Here is a 15887-nt window from a genome sequence, read left to right as displayed (position 1 = left end):
ATCAGGCGGTATCGCCTGTTCGGCCATGGCGCACCACCTCCACGCAGAATTGACCTTCGTAGGGGGGCACATGGCATTCGACGATATCCTGCGCCGCGACCTGCAGATGAATGCCGACGATATCGGCATGCACCGGTTGGCGGCAGACGTGGCGGTCGACGAGCACCGCGCTGATGATGTGGCGCGCACCCAGTTCGGCGAGGTAGGCGCAGGTGCGTAGCAGAGAGTGCCCTTCGTAGAGCACGTCATCGACCACCAGCAAGGTGGTTGCGGCAAGGTCGAGCTTGGCGAGTTCAGGGTTTTCGGTGAGTTGAGTATGGGCATGCAGGAGGCTCAGGTCGTCTGCATAACGCTTGACCTTGATCGGGTAGAGCGGCAAGGGCGCAGCACCGGTGAGTGCCTGCAGGTGCAGTTGCAAGCGCTGCGCCAGCGGCTCACCACGCCGCTGAATGCCTACCAGTGCCACTTCGGACGCAGGCAGGCAGGCCATGGCCTGGCGGGCCATCGAGCGCAGCACGCTGTCCAGATCGTCTTCGTCATACAGGCGGACCCTCGATGGAGCGGGGCGATTCATGGTGTTTCTCCTTTATTGGATATCCCTGGGCGGGAGCGTACCCGGGCACCTTGAGGTGGGCTTGATAAAAGCCAAGTGATAGCCAGCCGAGTCCGGGCCAGGATCCTGAGTTTCAGTGCATCGCGGATTACTGCATCTACCAGACGGGCGCAGGCACCAATAGCCTGCTGATGACACTGATGGGCCATGGCCGTTACCGGCACGCGAGATCTTTATTACCTGCATAGTTGACCTAAGATAACTTCTGCCGCCTTTCAGATCGTCGCGTTGCGCGGGCAGTGATAGCGTTGCTACATACGCTTTTGATCCCGAGGCGTGGCCATGTATCAGAACCTGGCTGTTCTGGCCGCCTTGCTGGTGCTGTACGCCAGCCTGGCCGGCGCGCTTGAGTCCAAACCTGTCAATGGGCCGCTGTTGTTTCTGCTGGCAGGCCTGGTGGCAGGCCCCTCCGGGCTCGGGTTGTTGAACCTTTCGCTGGACCGCAACGATCTTCGCTTGCTGGCCGAGCTCACCCTCTCAATCGTCCTGTTCAATGATGCCGCCAAGGCCAACCTGGCCCAATTGCGGCAATCCCGTAGCCTGCCCTTGCGCTTGCTGACCCTGGGCCTGCCGCTGACACTGATTGCGGGCTGGCTTGCCGCCTGGCTGATGTTCCCACGGATGCCCTGGCTGGAGATGGCGCTGTTGTCGACGATACTGGCCCCGACCGACGCCGCCCTCGGCAAGGCCGTCGTGAGCAACCCCGACGTTCCGGCCGATGTGCGCGAGAGCCTGAATGTCGAAAGCGGCTTGAATGACGGCATTTGCGTGCCGGTACTACTCTTGCTGTTGGCATTGTTGACGGAGGCTCACTCGACGATGCCTTTTGCCTTGGCGGGCTACTTCTTCCTAGAGGAGTTGGGTATCGGTGTTCTCACGGGGGCGGCGCTTGCGCTGTTGGTAGGCGGGTTGTTACGTCTGTCGCAACGCCATTGCCTGCAGATCGAGGCCTGGCAGCAACTGGTGATGCCCGCGCTGGCATTACTGAGCTTCGCCAGCGCTCAGGCACTGGGGGGCAGCGGTTTTATCGCCGCGTTCTGCGCAGGGCTGCTGACAGGTTACCTGTTCAAACGGGAAACCCAGCCGTTGATCGTCACCGGCGAGTCGTGCGGTGAAGCGCTGTCACTGCTGACCTGGGTGGTGTTTGGCGCCTATGTGGCGCCCAAGGCTTCGCAGATCATGGCACCCTCCGTCTGGTTCTACGCACTTTCGAGCCTGTCGCTGGTGCGAATGCTGCCTGTCTGGTTCAGCCTGGCGGGGAGCACACTCAGCGCCGAGAGCCGCTTGTTCATCGGCTGGTTCGGCCCCCGTGGGCTCGCGTCCATCGTGTTCGCGATACTGATACTGGATGCGCCGTTGCAAGAGGCTGGCACGATCATCGCGTGCACCATCGCTTGCGTTCTGCTCAGTGTGGTATTGCATGGCGTGAGTGCATTGCCGGGGGCGCGTCGGCTGGGGCGCAGCGCACGAGAATGAGGGTGTGACAGGAGACCGACCGGTATCATCAAGGCATGTACGCGCAGAAGCGCACCAGGAGTCATCCAGCAAAGAAAATGGGCTTGTTGGCTGGCAGGGGCGGTCATACTGATCTGGTTTACCACATTGGCCAATGTTGGCGGCGCCTACATCACTGGCCGGCTGGGCGCCATCAGTGTATGGGGCGTACCGGTACCCGGTCTGAGCCTGATCGGTTGGTACTGGTTCAGCCCCACGCGCTTTCAAGAGGCCTGGAACCCAGGGCATATACCCGTCGCACAGGCGGTTACCAGCAGCATCCCTCTGACGCTACCCGTGGCTGTCGATGGGCCCGAAGGACTGTCGCGATGGGGTGGATTCCAGGGGGGGCAGGCACAGCGTTAAGATGGAACCGGTTCATTTCTGCAGTTGGATAGGGAGCACTGAAATGTTGGTTGATATGGCTGCCTTCACACCGTGGTCGGCTCTGGCAGGCGGAGCACTAATAGGCCTGGCCGCCGGGCTGTTCGTGGTGGCGAACGGGCGCATTGCCGGTATCAGCGGTTTGCTCGGCTCGCTATTGCAGCGCACGGGAGAAGGGCGTGGCGAGAAACTGTCGTTTCTGCTGGGCATCATCGCGGCGCCACTTGTGTGGCGAGCGTTCTCGGCGATGCCCACGGTACATTTCAGTACGGCCCCCTGGTTGCTCATGGTCGCAGGGCTTCTGGTGGGCGTGGGTACCCGCTATGGCAGTGGCTGCACCAGTGGCCATGGTGTGTGCGGCCTTTCTCGCCTGTCCCCTCGCTCGGCGGTGGCCACGTTGTGCTTCATGGCGGCCGGCTTTGCCACCGTCTTCGTGGTTCGCCACCTTTACCCAGGAGCATGAAATGACCCGGATCAGCGCATTCATCGCGGGGTTGCTGTTCGGCATGGGGTTGTTGCTGTCGGGCATGGCAAACCCCACCAAGGTACTGGGGTTTCTCGACCTCGCGGGGCAGTGGGACCCGTCACTGGCACTCGTCATGGTGGGCGCCATCGGTGTTGCACTGCTGCCGATGGCTTGGGCGCGTCAGCACGCTGTGTCCTTGCTCGGCGGCGCGATGCAGTTGCCTGCCCGGCGCGACATTGACCGACGGCTAGTGGGTGGCAGCCTGATCTTCGGCATTGGCTGGGGGCTAGCCGGGGTGTGCCCAGGGCCGGCCCTGGTGCTGCTGGCCGGCGGGTTTTGGCAAGGCTGGCTGTTTGTGGCAGCGATGCTGGCCGGCATGGCGCTGTTCAATGGGCTGGAAGTGCTTAGTAAAAGCCGCCAGGCGTAAAGCAAGCTGCGGCCGTGCCGCGTAGACAACAGCGGGTGGGTTTCATTGGGTGAGGGCAGAGGAGACAACCCCGTTGCCCTTACCGACGACATGGAACCACCCGTTATCATTGCCATCCCGACGAAAGTCGCCCATTGAAGGCGGGTGAGGGCGCGGCCAGTTGCATAGTCGTCTGTAGCCCTCGGCCACGTTTAGGGGGCGGGGAAGGAGGCCAGGTAGGCTCGCACCGTCGGCTGTTCTTCGGTCAGCTGCTGGAAATTCAGCATCAGAAAGCACCGGTAACTTTCGAAGACAGGGTGATAACGATGACATGGGACAACCTGAATAAAGAATGGCGCTGAGGAATACACAATATCCCGGCTTGAGAGTTATCGGATATTGAGGGAAGCGTGAAGGGCACTTTCCAGACAGGCTATGCGTATAACTCAACTAAATATTCATTTAGTCGAGTTGGGTCGCGCGCTTACATAAAAGAAGGGTAGTTTGGTATTTATTGCTCGACAATGCAACCGACTGGCTTTATCTCAGGTTTTCTGGGTTATCGGGCTGCGGGCGCACGCTGATATCGGACAGCTTCGTGGCAAACTGAAGCGCTCAGGTAGCCTGGAATTGGGCTTTGAGGATACAGAATGGCTGGCGTGCACCCGCGCGCCAGGCAGATTTAACGGGTGTACTGACTGAGACAGAGCTGTACAGGGCGATGATTTTGACCGATTTTATCGTTTATTGAGTGAGTAAACCGCTCTAGGTTGAGGGGTTGCCAAGGTTAGGCGAAAGCGTCTATTGGGATTGATCTGGGCATTTAGGCTATTGAAAGGTCGTGGCGTCTGTGCCAATCAGAGCCAAATACGATTGGAAAAACCCGGCTCTACAAATATCTCATGCTTTATTTTCACCTGGATAATGATGAGCTACCTGAAACAGATCTCACCGATATTGCGTGTTCGGAACCGTACAGGATTGACAGCGCAACCGCAGTCACTCGAGGCCATCGCGCTTAAAGTTTCTTCTGATTTCACAGGTTCGACCTCTGGTCAGAAAAAGGAGTTCGCGCCGATGCTTGTGTTTTCATCGATGAGTAAGCATACGCGGCCTTCGCAAGTCTTCAGAAATAGCAAAGGCGCTGGCACGGTTGCTTAACGCAGTTTACGTGGCTGCAGTAATACATAGACGTAAATCGACACCTTAATGACGAGGCTCGTCGCGCCAGGAAGCGCCTTGTATCCATGGCATCGGTGGACAGAAGCGTTGAATGGGTCTGCGGCTGTGAGAGCGATCCGAGCAGCAAGATGGATTGGAATGAGGCAAAAAAATCGGCCTAGGTCGATTTACTTTCGAGATTAGGGTAAGAGGCTTCCGTGTACTGTCACAGCTGGAAAGGCGCCTGAGCTGTCATGTACCTGGCTTTAAATCTGCCCACCCAGCGGTACCGGTGACTAATACGCAGTTATGCATAATGCGTATTATGTTAAATGATGTTCTCTGTAAGGGCCAGGGGTCAGTTGTCCAATCCCACATACCTACGGTCAAACCCCCACTGTGGACGTTGAATCCAAAACGGAACTCTGTCGCTTCACCGGAAACAACACCTTCCCAATGCATTGCCCGCCTAAGCTCAGGTAAAACAAGAACTGCAGCTGGCCACTGTCGAACCCAAAACGGAATGCCCCAGCGGCGTGAGCTCGTTCTTTTGCCTACTGGCCTGCCGGAGCCAAAACGGAAAAATGTTTCGACCTCCATCTCCGGCGCACTTAAGCAACTGAAATCTATCAGTTTCTCGGAGCCGCATTGCGCTAACCTGGTCATCGCTGTTGGAACCAAAACGGAAAAATGGTGCGTTGCGCCATTCGTTTGTCTTGCAGAATTGCTAAAGCTAGAGACTTGGCTACATTGTGCCGAAGCATCGACCTAACCGGCCCCATGAAGGACGTCAAGGTGACCCCGAGATCAATTCTCACACACCGCGGTGAAACAGCATGCCGTACTAAAGACTCTGTCAACGACAGTATCGAAGCCGATGGGCGCACCGCATACCAATCGGCCCTGATTTATGGCTACCTGGCGTCGTTCCCGGCAAACATCGCCGCAGTCGAAACCTATGATCATTTTTGCCGCTACGCCCAGAGCCTTCCGTCCGGCCTAAGAAGCAAATCTCGCATCGTGGGGTTCCTCGAAAAGTTTGTGCTTTGGGCGATTTGTATTGCGAGGAAGCCATTGGATGAGTTTATGGCATCAGATATCAGGGACTTCAGCGCCTTCTGCGCAACGCCGCCAGAGCCTTGGATTGGTGCTCGTAAAGCTCGATTTGTTACCAACGGGGGCGCCGAGTGCCATGCCGGGGACTGGAAACCATTTGGACAGTCGATTACAGAGCCTGAACTGGGGTACGTGATTAACCGGTTTTTCAAATTCTTGAGCCCGGAATTGGGTATGCAACCCAGGCTGTCGACCTCAGATCTGTACAAACCACCAAGAGCGCCTTTCAGTGATCTTGACGATTCTCAGGCCGTGGAGTATCTCCAATATCTCGCCAACCTGACACCATGCACTAAGGTTTCTGAGCGTAGTCTGTTTGTGTTTTCGGTCTGCTATCACCTTCGCCTGAGTTTCAAAGAATGGCGCGCAGAGCGCAGCCACTTTTCGATGGCCTGTTTTTCATCAATCGCCACCAGAAATCCGCGCTTTATCATGCGAGGTCATCTACGGGACTATAACATCCCCGTACCTCAAGCCCTCGTAGATGCGATTATTAGATACAGGCGGAGCCTGGGCATAACTGCCATCCCATCTCCGGGCGAAATCGACCCAATACTTACCCAAGCCTTGCTAGACAAGCTAATGTATAGGCTTCCCAAAATGCCTGGCTTGAAGTGTTCTCCAAGCAGGTTGCTTGATCGAGCTGTAGGTTTTCATCGAAGCCAGCTCGATCCGCCAGCCTCCATTCCTAACTCGAAGAGCGAAAACTCGCGCCAGTACCGATTGGGCTGGAAGCGTAAGCAGCTTTCGATGGCCCGTGAGGACGTTCAGCACCAAGCCCCTGCGGTTCTAGACGCCGGCTATCACATTCAGGAGTGCCCTCCTCCATTATTCGGGATGAGACGTAGGGAAGTACTCGTTTTTTCCAAGTCTCAAGGACAGGCCTATGTTAAGAGATGCTTTCCAAGACGTTTTTTCAATATTGCGATGGAGTCGCTTGAGATCCTTCGAATTTATCGTTCATGCAGTGCCGATCGGTTAAAGCTGGTGGCGTTTGAGAAGCTACTACTGTGGTCGATTTACATAAAATGCAAGAGCTTTTATTCGCTAACCCCGCTTGATGCGCATGAGTTTTAGGGGTCATGCCGAGATAAGGCAAAAATTAGGACATTCGTTCTCTAAGCTATTGTATTTAAACGAGTAGATTAGAAGCCCTGCTCAGCAAAGACTGCTTCGCGCCCAATCGCTTCAGCCATCCATTGAGGAAGGTTTGATCTATGCGATATCAAAATCTGCCAATCGTTACTCGACAGGCACGTGCGCAGCTTGGCGACTGCCTCTTGGGCGTGAGGTTTCCCCAGCCAGGCAAGCGCACGTACAGCGTCGCCAGCAATGGTCGCTCCGAGAGCGATTTGCCACTGCGGCGCATGCTCGATTATTACCTGAGCCTTGCCTAACTGCAGGGTTCTCGGCCGTCCGCCGGTAACAAATACTTCCCTAATCGACACCTATTGCGTTAGCCCTAGAAGGTTCGCTGCGCGGGCACCGCTTAAAGCGATTACCTGATGGCTTTTCGAAGCTATCGCACTAATGACCTTCTCCGTCGCCGGCGCACGTTTGCCGAAGCGCCCAGTGACCGGCGCCACATAGAGGCCACGTGAGATTCGCATCAACTCCCCTCCTTTGGCTAATCGAGAGAATGCTTGGTCCACCGCTGCGCGGCTAGCCAAATGAAGGAATTCGTTTGGTGCAAGAATGCCTCCTTCAGGGAGAAGCCTGCAGTGTTCGACGATGGTCTCGGGAAGGGATTTCATGGTCATGGCTAATTTTATTGAAATATGTCAGAAACCTAGCAACGATTCTGACACTGAACAAACGAAGAGCGGCCTCGTACAGGTATAGGGGGCATGCCGAGATAAGATGAATATTCACTCACTTCGTTTCTATCTTATTTAAATATTTATGCGGTTGCTCCACGCGCACAGGGCAAGCCTAGATAAGGCAAAAATGAGGATGAGTTCAGCCTGGTGCGAATTAAGTAGGCCGATCTGGAGTAGGTAAAGACACTGAGGTATCGGTATCAAGGCTCTGGGCCCAAATCTCGACCAATTCGTGATCAATCACCAAACCCGCGCTCACGTCAGCTAATGCCTCGCGCGTTAGATCAGCGAATCGTCGGTCGTCATTTGTTGAGTTGGTCATTCCGAGTCCATTTTGCCGTGCCCTGCTGCTAACCGACGGGCGCTGTCTCTGAATAGCCCGTCTTCACGCCCTGAGAGGCAGCGTAATGGCGAGTTTGGAAAGCCAGAACATCCTGCATCTGCTTGCTGACGTCTTCCTCCAGCCCCCACTCATAGGCCAGCTTGTCGAGCTTGTAGCGAGAGACCAACTGGGTCGCCCGCGGCGAGCGTTCAGCCGGTTTCAGGTTCGACCAACTGCTGACAAAGCCTTTTAGGCGCGCGGCTTTTTCCGTTGATACACAGGGAAAGCGACGCAGCAGGTCGACCAGATAGAGGGCTCGCAGCTTCTGTTCAGGCTTGCGCAGCTTGCCCGCCACTTCACGCTGCAGGACCGGCACGAGGTCGCGCTCTTCGTACCACAACTGCTTGGCGAGCTCCACAAGAGCATCGGACGCAACTTGGCTAAGGCGCTGCTGGGTGACAGTCTCCAGGAGCGCGCCAAAGCTTTGTTTACGATCCAGGCGTGGCATCTCGCCTATCCTCCAGGTACTTCGCTGTGACCAATTTTAGGCAGCCTTGCATTGCACTTCGGTTGCCCACGGCATAATCGATTGCCTCTGTTGCCAGTGTAACAAACTGGCCGACATCGACACGGCCGCACTCGATGAGCTGTTCGATATCAGATTGATCGTTTTCCGTAAAGCGGCCGAGTTTGGATATTGCTAGATCCACGCCGGCGGCAACGAAGATGTGCAGCGGCTGCTCACCCTCGAAACCCTCCATGGGGATGGCGCGCTCGCGGTAGTCCTCGTGCAGTGGCCCGAGGGCATTGGTGTAGTTCTGATCCAGGTAAACCTGCAAGTCGCGGCCGTCGCTGTCCTCATAACCCTCTGGCGGTGTGTAGACGGCCATGATCTCGTCCTTACGCAGCACGCGGGCCGCCTCGATCTCCGCATCGATGTCCGCACTACCACGCGCATGGGTGAGCAGGTGCACCGCGCAGCCGCCGAAGACGAAGACCTTGAGCGAGCCTGGAGGGTTGCCATCCAGTAGCGGCAAGGCCCGGGCGAACAGATTACCAATGGCCTGGCCTAGCGGTGTAGTCAAACGGACAGGTTCCGCGGCCCCCTCATTGGCAGTCTCAATTAGTGTCATCTTCACCTCCACTCAGCACATGGACTCATGTGTGCCGGTTCATGTGCTCGGTGCGCCATCGCTGTTCGCAAGTGGTGCCCTGAGTAGCTTCAACTGTGTATTGGCTTCGACCAAGCGCTCCTGCAGGCCCTGCGCTTGTTGCGCCAGAGTCGCGGAGGCTTCGCCCAGCCGGGACACCTCCTCCTGCAGCGTGCGACAACGCTGTTCAAGGGCTTCATTCGAGCGTTCGGAACCGGCCAGTACGCTCTGCAAGGCCTCCATGGCCTGATTTTTCTGCGCCAGTAGCTGTTGCTGCGCATGTTGCTCTTTTTGTAACTGCCGCGCCTCGGTGAGCAAGCGTGCATTGTCGCGGTTCAGCTGCGTCAGTTCGTCCTGCTTGATTATCAAGGTCTGCTGCAGTTGCCGCAGTTCCAGTTGCAGTTGTTGCACCTGCGACTCGTGTCGACGCTGTTCCTGCTCGCGCTGCTCCTTGCTGGCCTGACGATAGTGCTCCAAAGCATCACGGGCATGTTGATGCTTTTCCTCCAGCGAGCGAATTTGGCTGTCGCGATCCTGCAGGCGCACCTCCTGATCGCCGTTAGCCTGCGCCAAGCGGGCATTCTCAACCTCGGTCTGTTGGCGTTGCTGCTGTTCCTGCTGTAGCGCTTGCTGAACAGCCTGAAGCTGTTCCGTGAGCCCGCTGCTCTGACTTTCCAACTGCTGGATTCGGCTTTCGGCCAGCCGAGCTTGGTTCTGGTAATCGAGCCGTTCGCGTTGTAGTTGTTCGCGCTCCTGGGCCACGGTGGCCTGCGCATCCTCCTCTAGCTGATCTGCCAGTTGGCCGACCAGGTTGGCCAACTGTTCGCTGAGCGGTATCGCGGCGGTATTTCGGCCGCGCTCGGCGTCTTCGAGTTCTTTCAGGTAGCGGTGAATGGTGGTTTTCGAGCCGGTATTGCCAAGTTCGACCCGTACCGCGTCGATGCTTGGGTTCTCGCCCCGCGCCAGGATCGCCTGTCGCGCCTTCTGAACCAGTGCCTTGTTGATGCCGCCGCGGGCCATGGTCTGCTCCTACGATTTCGTAGTAGATTACATAGTATGTATTTACATACTAAATTTGATTGATGTAAAGCCAGTTAAAAGCAAATAAATCAGATAAAATAATGGAGTGTTATATATTCTTATGGACTGAAATGGCTCAGAATCGTGCCTAGGTGGGGTACGAATGGCAGGTTTGGAAGATGGACAAGGCGCAGCGGTACCTGACGGCGGGTACGCGGGATAACACCCGCAAAAGCTATAGAGCAGCCGTAGAGCACTACGAAACGACGTGGGGCGGCTTTCTGCCGGCGACATCCGAAGGGATCGTTCGTTATCTGGCGGAGTATGCGGAGACGCTTGCCCTCAGCACACTAAGGCAGCGGCTTGCGGCTCTGGCGCAATGGCACATCACCCAGGGTTTCCCCGATCCAACCAAGGCGCCTCAGGTTCGGCAGATGCTCAAAGGCATCCGCGTTGTTCATCCTACGCAGCAGAAGCAAGCCGCCCCTCTACAGCTGCGCCATCTGCAGAAAGCGGTCGGCTGGCTTGATAAGCAGGCCGGCCTGGCGATTGAGGCGGGTGATTACCGCGGCCTGATGCGGCACCGGCGCGATACCGCATTACTGCTGATTGGGTTTTGGCGGGGGTTTCGTAGCGATGAGCTGGCACGGCTGCGGGTCGAGACGACCCAGGCAGAAGCCGGCGTGGGGATTACGTTCTACCTGCCCTATTCCAAGACTGATCGCGATCACCACGGCAGCACCTTCCATACACCGGCGCTGAAGCAGCTCTGTCCAGTCGAGGCCTATATCAACTGGATCACTGTTGCAGGCATTGCGGATGGGCCCGTGTTCCGCAAGCTCGATCGCTGGGGAAACCTTTCTGATACGGGTTTCAGGGCCAGTAGCATGATCCCTCTGCTGCGAAGAATTCTGGAGGCTGCGGGCATCCCCGCCGCGACCTACAGCAGCCACTCGATGCGTAGGGGCTTTGCGACCTGGGCATCGGCGAACGGGTGGGACATCAAAGGCTTGATGAGCTATGTGGGGTGGCGAGATATGAAGTCGGCATTGAAGTACGTGGATGCCAGTAATTCCTTCGGGAGCCTGGCGATGCAATCGCAAGAGCTCGGTACGTTAGAAAGGCGCTAGGGCGTCACGACACCGCCTGGTCAGAAAACACCTGAGTGGCTTGGCTCGCTCAGCCCCAGTCTGGTCGATGACATTAAATCCGTGAGGGCGCAGCCATGAGCCTATTTGACGTACTGCTGCTCGCCCTCCTCGATGGCATCTCGTATGCGGGCCTGCTCTTCCTTGTCGCACTGGGGCTGACGTTCATTTTCGGTGTAGTCCGCATCATGAACGTCGCTCACGGCAGCCTATACGCGTTTGGCGGTTATGGCGCCGCGTCACTTGGATTGTGGCTTGGACAGGATGCAGGTTCGACCAGTTTGTCGATTGCCCAGCTGCTGTTGGGCGCGATCGTCGTGGGGAGTGTTCTGGGAACCGTGTTGATGGTCTTGCTCAAGCAGTTCCAAAACAGAGACCCCATCTTGCAACTGTTGGTGACCTTCGGTGCCTTCATGATCTTTGAAGACCTGCAGCGCCTGCTCTGGGGTACAGCAATTCCCTGCGACGGCTCCAACAACTGCTGCCCGAGCTTTGCATCGTGGTGACCGAATCCAATGGTTCCCTACTCAAGGATGTTCCGGATCGAGTGCTGCAGATTGAACGAGGAGCCTTAACCGTATCTGGGGGGCGATATTTGGCCAGCCCGCAACGGCGCTAAACAATCTGCACCTGGCTGCAACCGGCTCCCCGTAAATGATGCGGGCCATATGCGATCTCTTCGGATATGGCCCGTTTGATGCGATGGTTCAACGTACCATTACAGGTTAAATGCCCAAATGCGACTGCTCTCCTCTGCCCAAATGGCGGGGCCTGTCCGATGAACAGACTCACCTTTGGAATCGACGGCAACCGTCGTGGGCATGTCTTTGACCTCAAACTCGTAGATCGCTTCCATGCCTAAGTCATCAAAAGCAACCACCCTGGAATGTGTTATCGCCTGCGATACGAGATAGGCCGCACCGCCCACCGCCATGAGGTAGACAGCTTTGTGCTGCTTGATCGCGTCAATGGCAATGTCGCCTCGTTCTGACTTGCCGATCATTCCCAGGATACGTTTGGTCATTCAGAGTAATGCTGAGTTCATCATTCTCGAATTTCATCGTCCATGGCGCAGCTTGTCTGAAAAGCCGCGACAAGAATGAGGGCTGCCATTCCGTTGCCATCCGTAACCACACCGCAAAAAAGCGATGAGTTTACCAGACGACAGGCCAGCCAAGCTGCCTCTACGCGGGCCAAAGAAGCCTCGCAGCAGGAAAGACTACGTTGCCCCAGCCAACATCAGTTAGCCAAGGCAAGGATGAGCATGCGAGCCTTTCTAAGGCCATCAGTTCCAGAGTTTAGGGGCAGTGCTACTCAGTGGCATCCATGGCCATCAAGTGCCAACCGAGATTGATCCGATCCCCTAACCCACACCTGGAAACACCCGCTTTTCTTTTCAGCATATCCACGTACGGCGCGTCCAAGCTGAAGCCGGGCTTACCGTTGGGGGCTGCAGTGAAGAGAAATGACATGGGGCCGCAGCTGGTTCTAAGCTTGATTTTCCCACCCTCTTCCCCGAACCGAGCGACCTCGTACGGGGCCTCTAAGCTCGTTTGCCGGTTACCGTTACGCACCACTACACGGGCATGTCCTTTGGTACCGTCTAGCAAGCTCTTGCTGCTCAACTGCAGCCAGGAACCGGTGCCCGACATGTCTGCTACATCTTGCGCATATGCGCTTGTAACCAGGGCGCAGACAGAAATCACCACTGCTGCCAACTGCTTGCTTCTCACACCAAAATTTCCTTACTGTTTGTCCAATCACTCGGAAAAATTACCGAGCTCGACAAAACGCTACCACCTTGGCAGTCACGTTTCATTCCAACTCCGTCCAGATACTGAACCCTGACGTAATTGCGAGTGTGAGAGCTTATTAAGACGGGCAGTGGAAGGCCGGCACCGTGAAAGCCCGGCCGCCATTTCACAGGATTGCGCAAAACATCAGTCCTGCATTCAACAAGAAAACGTCCAGGCAGCACCCGCCCAATCGAGGTTTTCAGGTATCAGGAACTGATTGCTTAGCTCGGCCAGTCGTTTGTTGGCCGCGTCATTTGCTGAATCAAAAAGAGCTTTCGATAAGGGTGCTGATGTCGTTTTTGCACTGAAATGAGCGGGCGTCATCAGCCAATCACTGGCCTTTGGAGAGTTAACCTTGACTCCCCCCTGCCCGGCCAAAATAGTCACAAACTCCTGACGCACACGATTCCCCTGCGGGCCTTGCCAGCGAAGCATCGCCCCTAACAGCGCGCCATCCTCCTTCCCGAAGCTCGGTGCACATACGGATCCTGCCAGGCCATCAAAGTCATACAAACATGCCTTCGCAAGCAGGTACTGCATCAACTGCGAGGTCAAATCCAACATCTGGATTTCTGGGCGGCGAGCAGCGAGCTCCCTGTCAACGGTGACATCCATACGCGACGAAGTTTTTCTGCTGCGCCCCAGCTCCTGCATGACCAGGTCAGGCAAGCGAATTCGCAAGAGCCGCGGCTCGTTGCTAGGAACAGAAATTTCGACACCAAGCTGGCCGAACATGCCTGTGACGAAGCTTTGGAGATGATCGATGGTAATTGCCACTTGATCCCCCAATTCGTTGACGTCATTTGTCGCGGCGTGGGCGAAGATTTCCCTCTGTTTCTCAGCAGCCCGCTTGGCCTCCTCCAGGGCAGCGTCAATGCGTTCGCTGGTACGCACGATACCTAGCTTCGTTGCTTGCTGAAGGATGTCATCCACATCGATGAGATCCACCAATTCGCCGAGGATTTCGTCCTTCAGACCTTCGTTGAATTCATGATGCTGAACTTCGGCCAAGTCATCAACAACGCTATCGATCCGCTGGTACATCAGGTCAACGATCTCCTGATCAAGGCTATCGGACTGCTGGATGTTGAACACAACGACCTTCATCTTCTGCCCGTAGCGATACAACCTACCAATCCGCTGGACAAGGCGCATGGGGTTCCAGGGCAGGTCATAGTTCACCATCATGTGGCACTGTCTCTGTAGGTTGATACCCTCACCACCCGCCTCGGTGGAAATAAGGAACCGACCCTGCGTCTCAAATTGAGCGATCGCCTCTCGACGCTCCACGTGCTGCATGGAACCATTTATGAGCGCGACTTTGTCCTCACCAAACCGGGCCGCCAGCGCATCCTTGAGATAGCGCTGTGTGGTTCGGTACTCAGTGAAGATCAACACCTTCTCTTCAGGGTTCTTCGCATTGATTGCCCCGATGACCTTGTCGAGAAACTCCGTGAGTTTCAAATCATTCGCCATGAGCAGCGCAGCGTCATCGATGAGCTGCTTGAGGAGCTGAATCTCCCCTGCAAAGAACTCTTCTGCCTCACCGCTGACCTGCTCTTCCCACTCACCCACATAACGCTGATCATTCGGTGCACTGGGCATCGTGTCGCCACCAAAGGCGTCTAGCAGTCGCTGAAGCCGATTGCGAAGAGCCTGGTGGATCGCGGCGGCACTAGACACTGCGAGCTTGCGGTACACCGTCATCACAAAGCCAATAGCGTTACCTGTCTGACCTAAAGCCTCGCCGGCGGCGTACCCTTTGCGCAGGTAGTGCTGCAGGGTCTGATCGAAGTCAATCGATTCCTGGCTGCTGGATACCCGCAGCGCAGAGGTGATTTTCCCTTCAAAAATGAAGCGTCCATCAGCATCGGTGACGTCTGCCTTGTGATTGCGGTAAACCATGTCACGCAGGATTTCGGGCTTGAGGCTGAGCATTTCAAGCTCTTCCCGCCGCTCCGGACGCAGCAACTCAAGCAACGCTACGAACTTGTCCTGCATACCCTGGTGAGGAGTCGCACTGAGAAGCAGCATGTGCTCTGTGCGGCTCCGAAGTGCTTTGGCGAGATCGTAGCGCTCAGAGCTCTCATACTTCAGACCGTACTGGCGACGACTGAGTCGGTGACCTTCATCGAAGATGACTAAATCCCAAGGCTCTGCCTGGAGCAAACTTTCGAGGTGATCAGGCTGCTTGAGGCGATCCAACGACCCAATCACGCAGTCATGCATCTTCCACTGGCGTGGCTCGTTGACGAAGAAATCCTCATGATAGATTTCAAAATCTTCGAGCTTGAATTTGTAGTACAGCTCATCTTGCCACTGCTTGGTTAACCCCGCGGGCGTGATTAGCAGGATGCGCTTCACACGCTTTCGCTGGATCAGCGCGTGGAGCAGCATGCCCGTTTCAATCGTTTTGCCCAAACCAACATCATCGGCGATCAACCAGCTCAGATTGTTCGACGCGAGGATGTGATGCACCAAGTTGATTTGATGCGGCAGTGGGTCAATTTCCAGGTGAGACAGGGATCCCGTGTTCTCATTCCATACTTTGATGGCGTGAGCGAGCAACCGCAGTCGCACACGCTCAGCGTCCGCCTCGCCACCCATCTGAGCGGTCACAAACCGATGCCTGACGCCCTTAACCTGACGTAGGTATTGGTACGGCAGCCAGTGTCGCTCTCCCTTCTCCGGGAAGTCCACGAGCGCCTGCTCGCTGCCAGCTAGGTCTCTGAGCTGCATGATCGCGCCCTGGCCTAGCGAGCGAACACCTGTCCCAGGCGTCGCGTCGAGGACGTCTTGGCCATTCACAAAGCCCGATTTCAGGGCATCAGAATCAACGAAGCTCGCACTACCCGCTCGAATCCAGTGAACCTGGGTCTTCCCAGTCTCGGGGATTGCCATCTTGACGACGCCAATCTCCTCTTCGCCACCGGGACGTAAGCGCTTAACCCAGCAACCCTGTACGTGAGTAAGTTCAAGCGGCTTCATGC

General features: G+C 56.3%; 13 protein-coding genes and 2 pseudogenes. 7 read left to right on the top strand and 8 right to left on the bottom strand.

The features are described 5' to 3' along the window. Position 1 precedes the first annotated feature (1 nt). A complete protein-coding gene (locus LMH93_RS13525; RefSeq protein WP_004374603.1) occupies positions 2–574 on the bottom strand; it encodes a bifunctional pyr operon transcriptional regulator/uracil phosphoribosyltransferase PyrR in 573 nt (190 codons plus the stop codon). Between the two features lie 321 nt (positions 575–895). Here LMH93_RS13525 and LMH93_RS13520 point away from each other — a divergent pair, with 321 nt between their 5' ends. From LMH93_RS13520 to LMH93_RS29705, 5 genes are all read left to right on the top strand, one after another. Continuing rightward, positions 896–2089 (top strand): cation:proton antiporter domain-containing protein, encoded by a 1194-nt coding sequence (locus LMH93_RS13520; RefSeq protein ID WP_004577362.1) that lies wholly within the window; start codon positions 896–898, stop codon positions 2087–2089. Between the two features lie 427 nt (positions 2090–2516). Next, entirely contained in the window at positions 2517–2954 is a 438-nt protein-coding gene (locus LMH93_RS13510) for a YeeE/YedE family protein (protein WP_004374607.1), read from the top strand. A gap of 1 nt (position 2955) precedes the next feature. Next, positions 2956–3384, top strand: a complete 429-nt coding sequence (locus LMH93_RS13505; RefSeq protein ID WP_004577360.1) for a DUF6691 family protein — start codon at positions 2956–2958, stop codon at positions 3382–3384. Positions 3385–5304: 1920 nt separating this feature from the next. Beyond that, complete coding sequence (locus LMH93_RS13500) at positions 5305–6717, top strand: hypothetical protein (RefSeq protein ID WP_230065335.1); 1413 nt, start codon at positions 5305–5307, stop codon at positions 6715–6717. A 140-nt stretch (positions 6718–6857) separates the two neighbouring features. Beyond that, positions 6858–7037: a hypothetical protein gene (locus LMH93_RS29705; RefSeq protein WP_051122559.1), complete on the top strand. Its 180-nt coding sequence runs from the start codon at positions 6858–6860 to the stop codon at positions 7035–7037. A gap of 51 nt (positions 7038–7088) precedes the next feature. On the opposite strand, the gene LMH93_RS29700 is transcribed toward LMH93_RS29705, so the two are convergent. From LMH93_RS29700 to LMH93_RS13480, 5 genes and pseudogenes are all read right to left on the bottom strand, one after another. Then, positions 7089–7394: a DUF6088 family protein gene (locus LMH93_RS29700; RefSeq protein WP_221036211.1), complete on the bottom strand. Its 306-nt coding sequence runs from the start codon at positions 7392–7394 to the stop codon at positions 7089–7091. A gap of 220 nt (positions 7395–7614) precedes the next feature. Then, positions 7615–7743 (bottom strand): annotated as a pseudogene (locus tag LMH93_RS29910) (CopG family transcriptional regulator); the annotation flags it as partial. 67 nt (positions 7744–7810) lie between these two features. Then, entirely contained in the window at positions 7811–8290 is a 480-nt protein-coding gene (locus tag LMH93_RS13490; RefSeq protein ID WP_010953884.1) for a hypothetical protein, read from the bottom strand. Beyond that, the gene (locus tag LMH93_RS13485; protein ID WP_011005888.1) at positions 8271–8915 is read right to left on the bottom strand and encodes a DUF6036 family nucleotidyltransferase; all 645 of its coding nucleotides are present in this window, start codon (positions 8913–8915) and stop codon (positions 8271–8273) included. Before LMH93_RS13485 ends, LMH93_RS13490 begins: the two co-directional genes overlap by 20 nt. A gap of 39 nt (positions 8916–8954) precedes the next feature. Continuing rightward, the gene (locus LMH93_RS13480) at positions 8955–9953 is read right to left on the bottom strand and encodes a DNA-binding protein (protein ID WP_010953882.1); all 999 of its coding nucleotides are present in this window, start codon (positions 9951–9953) and stop codon (positions 8955–8957) included. A gap of 179 nt (positions 9954–10132) precedes the next feature. On the opposite strand from LMH93_RS13480, the gene LMH93_RS13475 reads away from it, so the two are divergent. Further along, complete coding sequence (locus tag LMH93_RS13475; protein ID WP_230065334.1) at positions 10133–11083, top strand: site-specific integrase; 951 nt, start codon at positions 10133–10135, stop codon at positions 11081–11083. Between the two features lie 95 nt (positions 11084–11178). Next, positions 11179–11607 (top strand): ABC transporter permease subunit, encoded by a 429-nt coding sequence (locus LMH93_RS13470; RefSeq protein WP_230065333.1) that lies wholly within the window; start codon positions 11179–11181, stop codon positions 11605–11607. A gap of 212 nt (positions 11608–11819) precedes the next feature. On the opposite strand, the pseudogene LMH93_RS13465 reads toward LMH93_RS13470, so the two are convergent. Then, positions 11820–12113: pseudogene (locus LMH93_RS13465) on the bottom strand (fumarate hydratase C-terminal domain-containing protein); the annotation flags it as partial. 940 nt (positions 12114–13053) lie between these two features. Next, positions 13054–15885 carry a DEAD/DEAH box helicase gene (locus LMH93_RS13460; RefSeq protein ID WP_230065332.1) on the bottom strand — a complete coding sequence of 944 codons (2832 nt, stop codon included), beginning with the start codon at positions 15883–15885 and terminating at the stop codon, positions 13054–13056. Between the last annotated feature and the right edge of the window lie 2 nt (positions 15886–15887).

This window comes from Pseudomonas sp. CIP-10, from assembly GCF_020911845.1.
Lineage (GTDB): Bacteria > Pseudomonadota > Gammaproteobacteria > Pseudomonadales > Pseudomonadaceae > Aquipseudomonas > Aquipseudomonas alloputida.
Note: the sequence above shows the minus strand (reverse complement) of the source record. Positions and strands in the feature narration are given on the sequence as shown.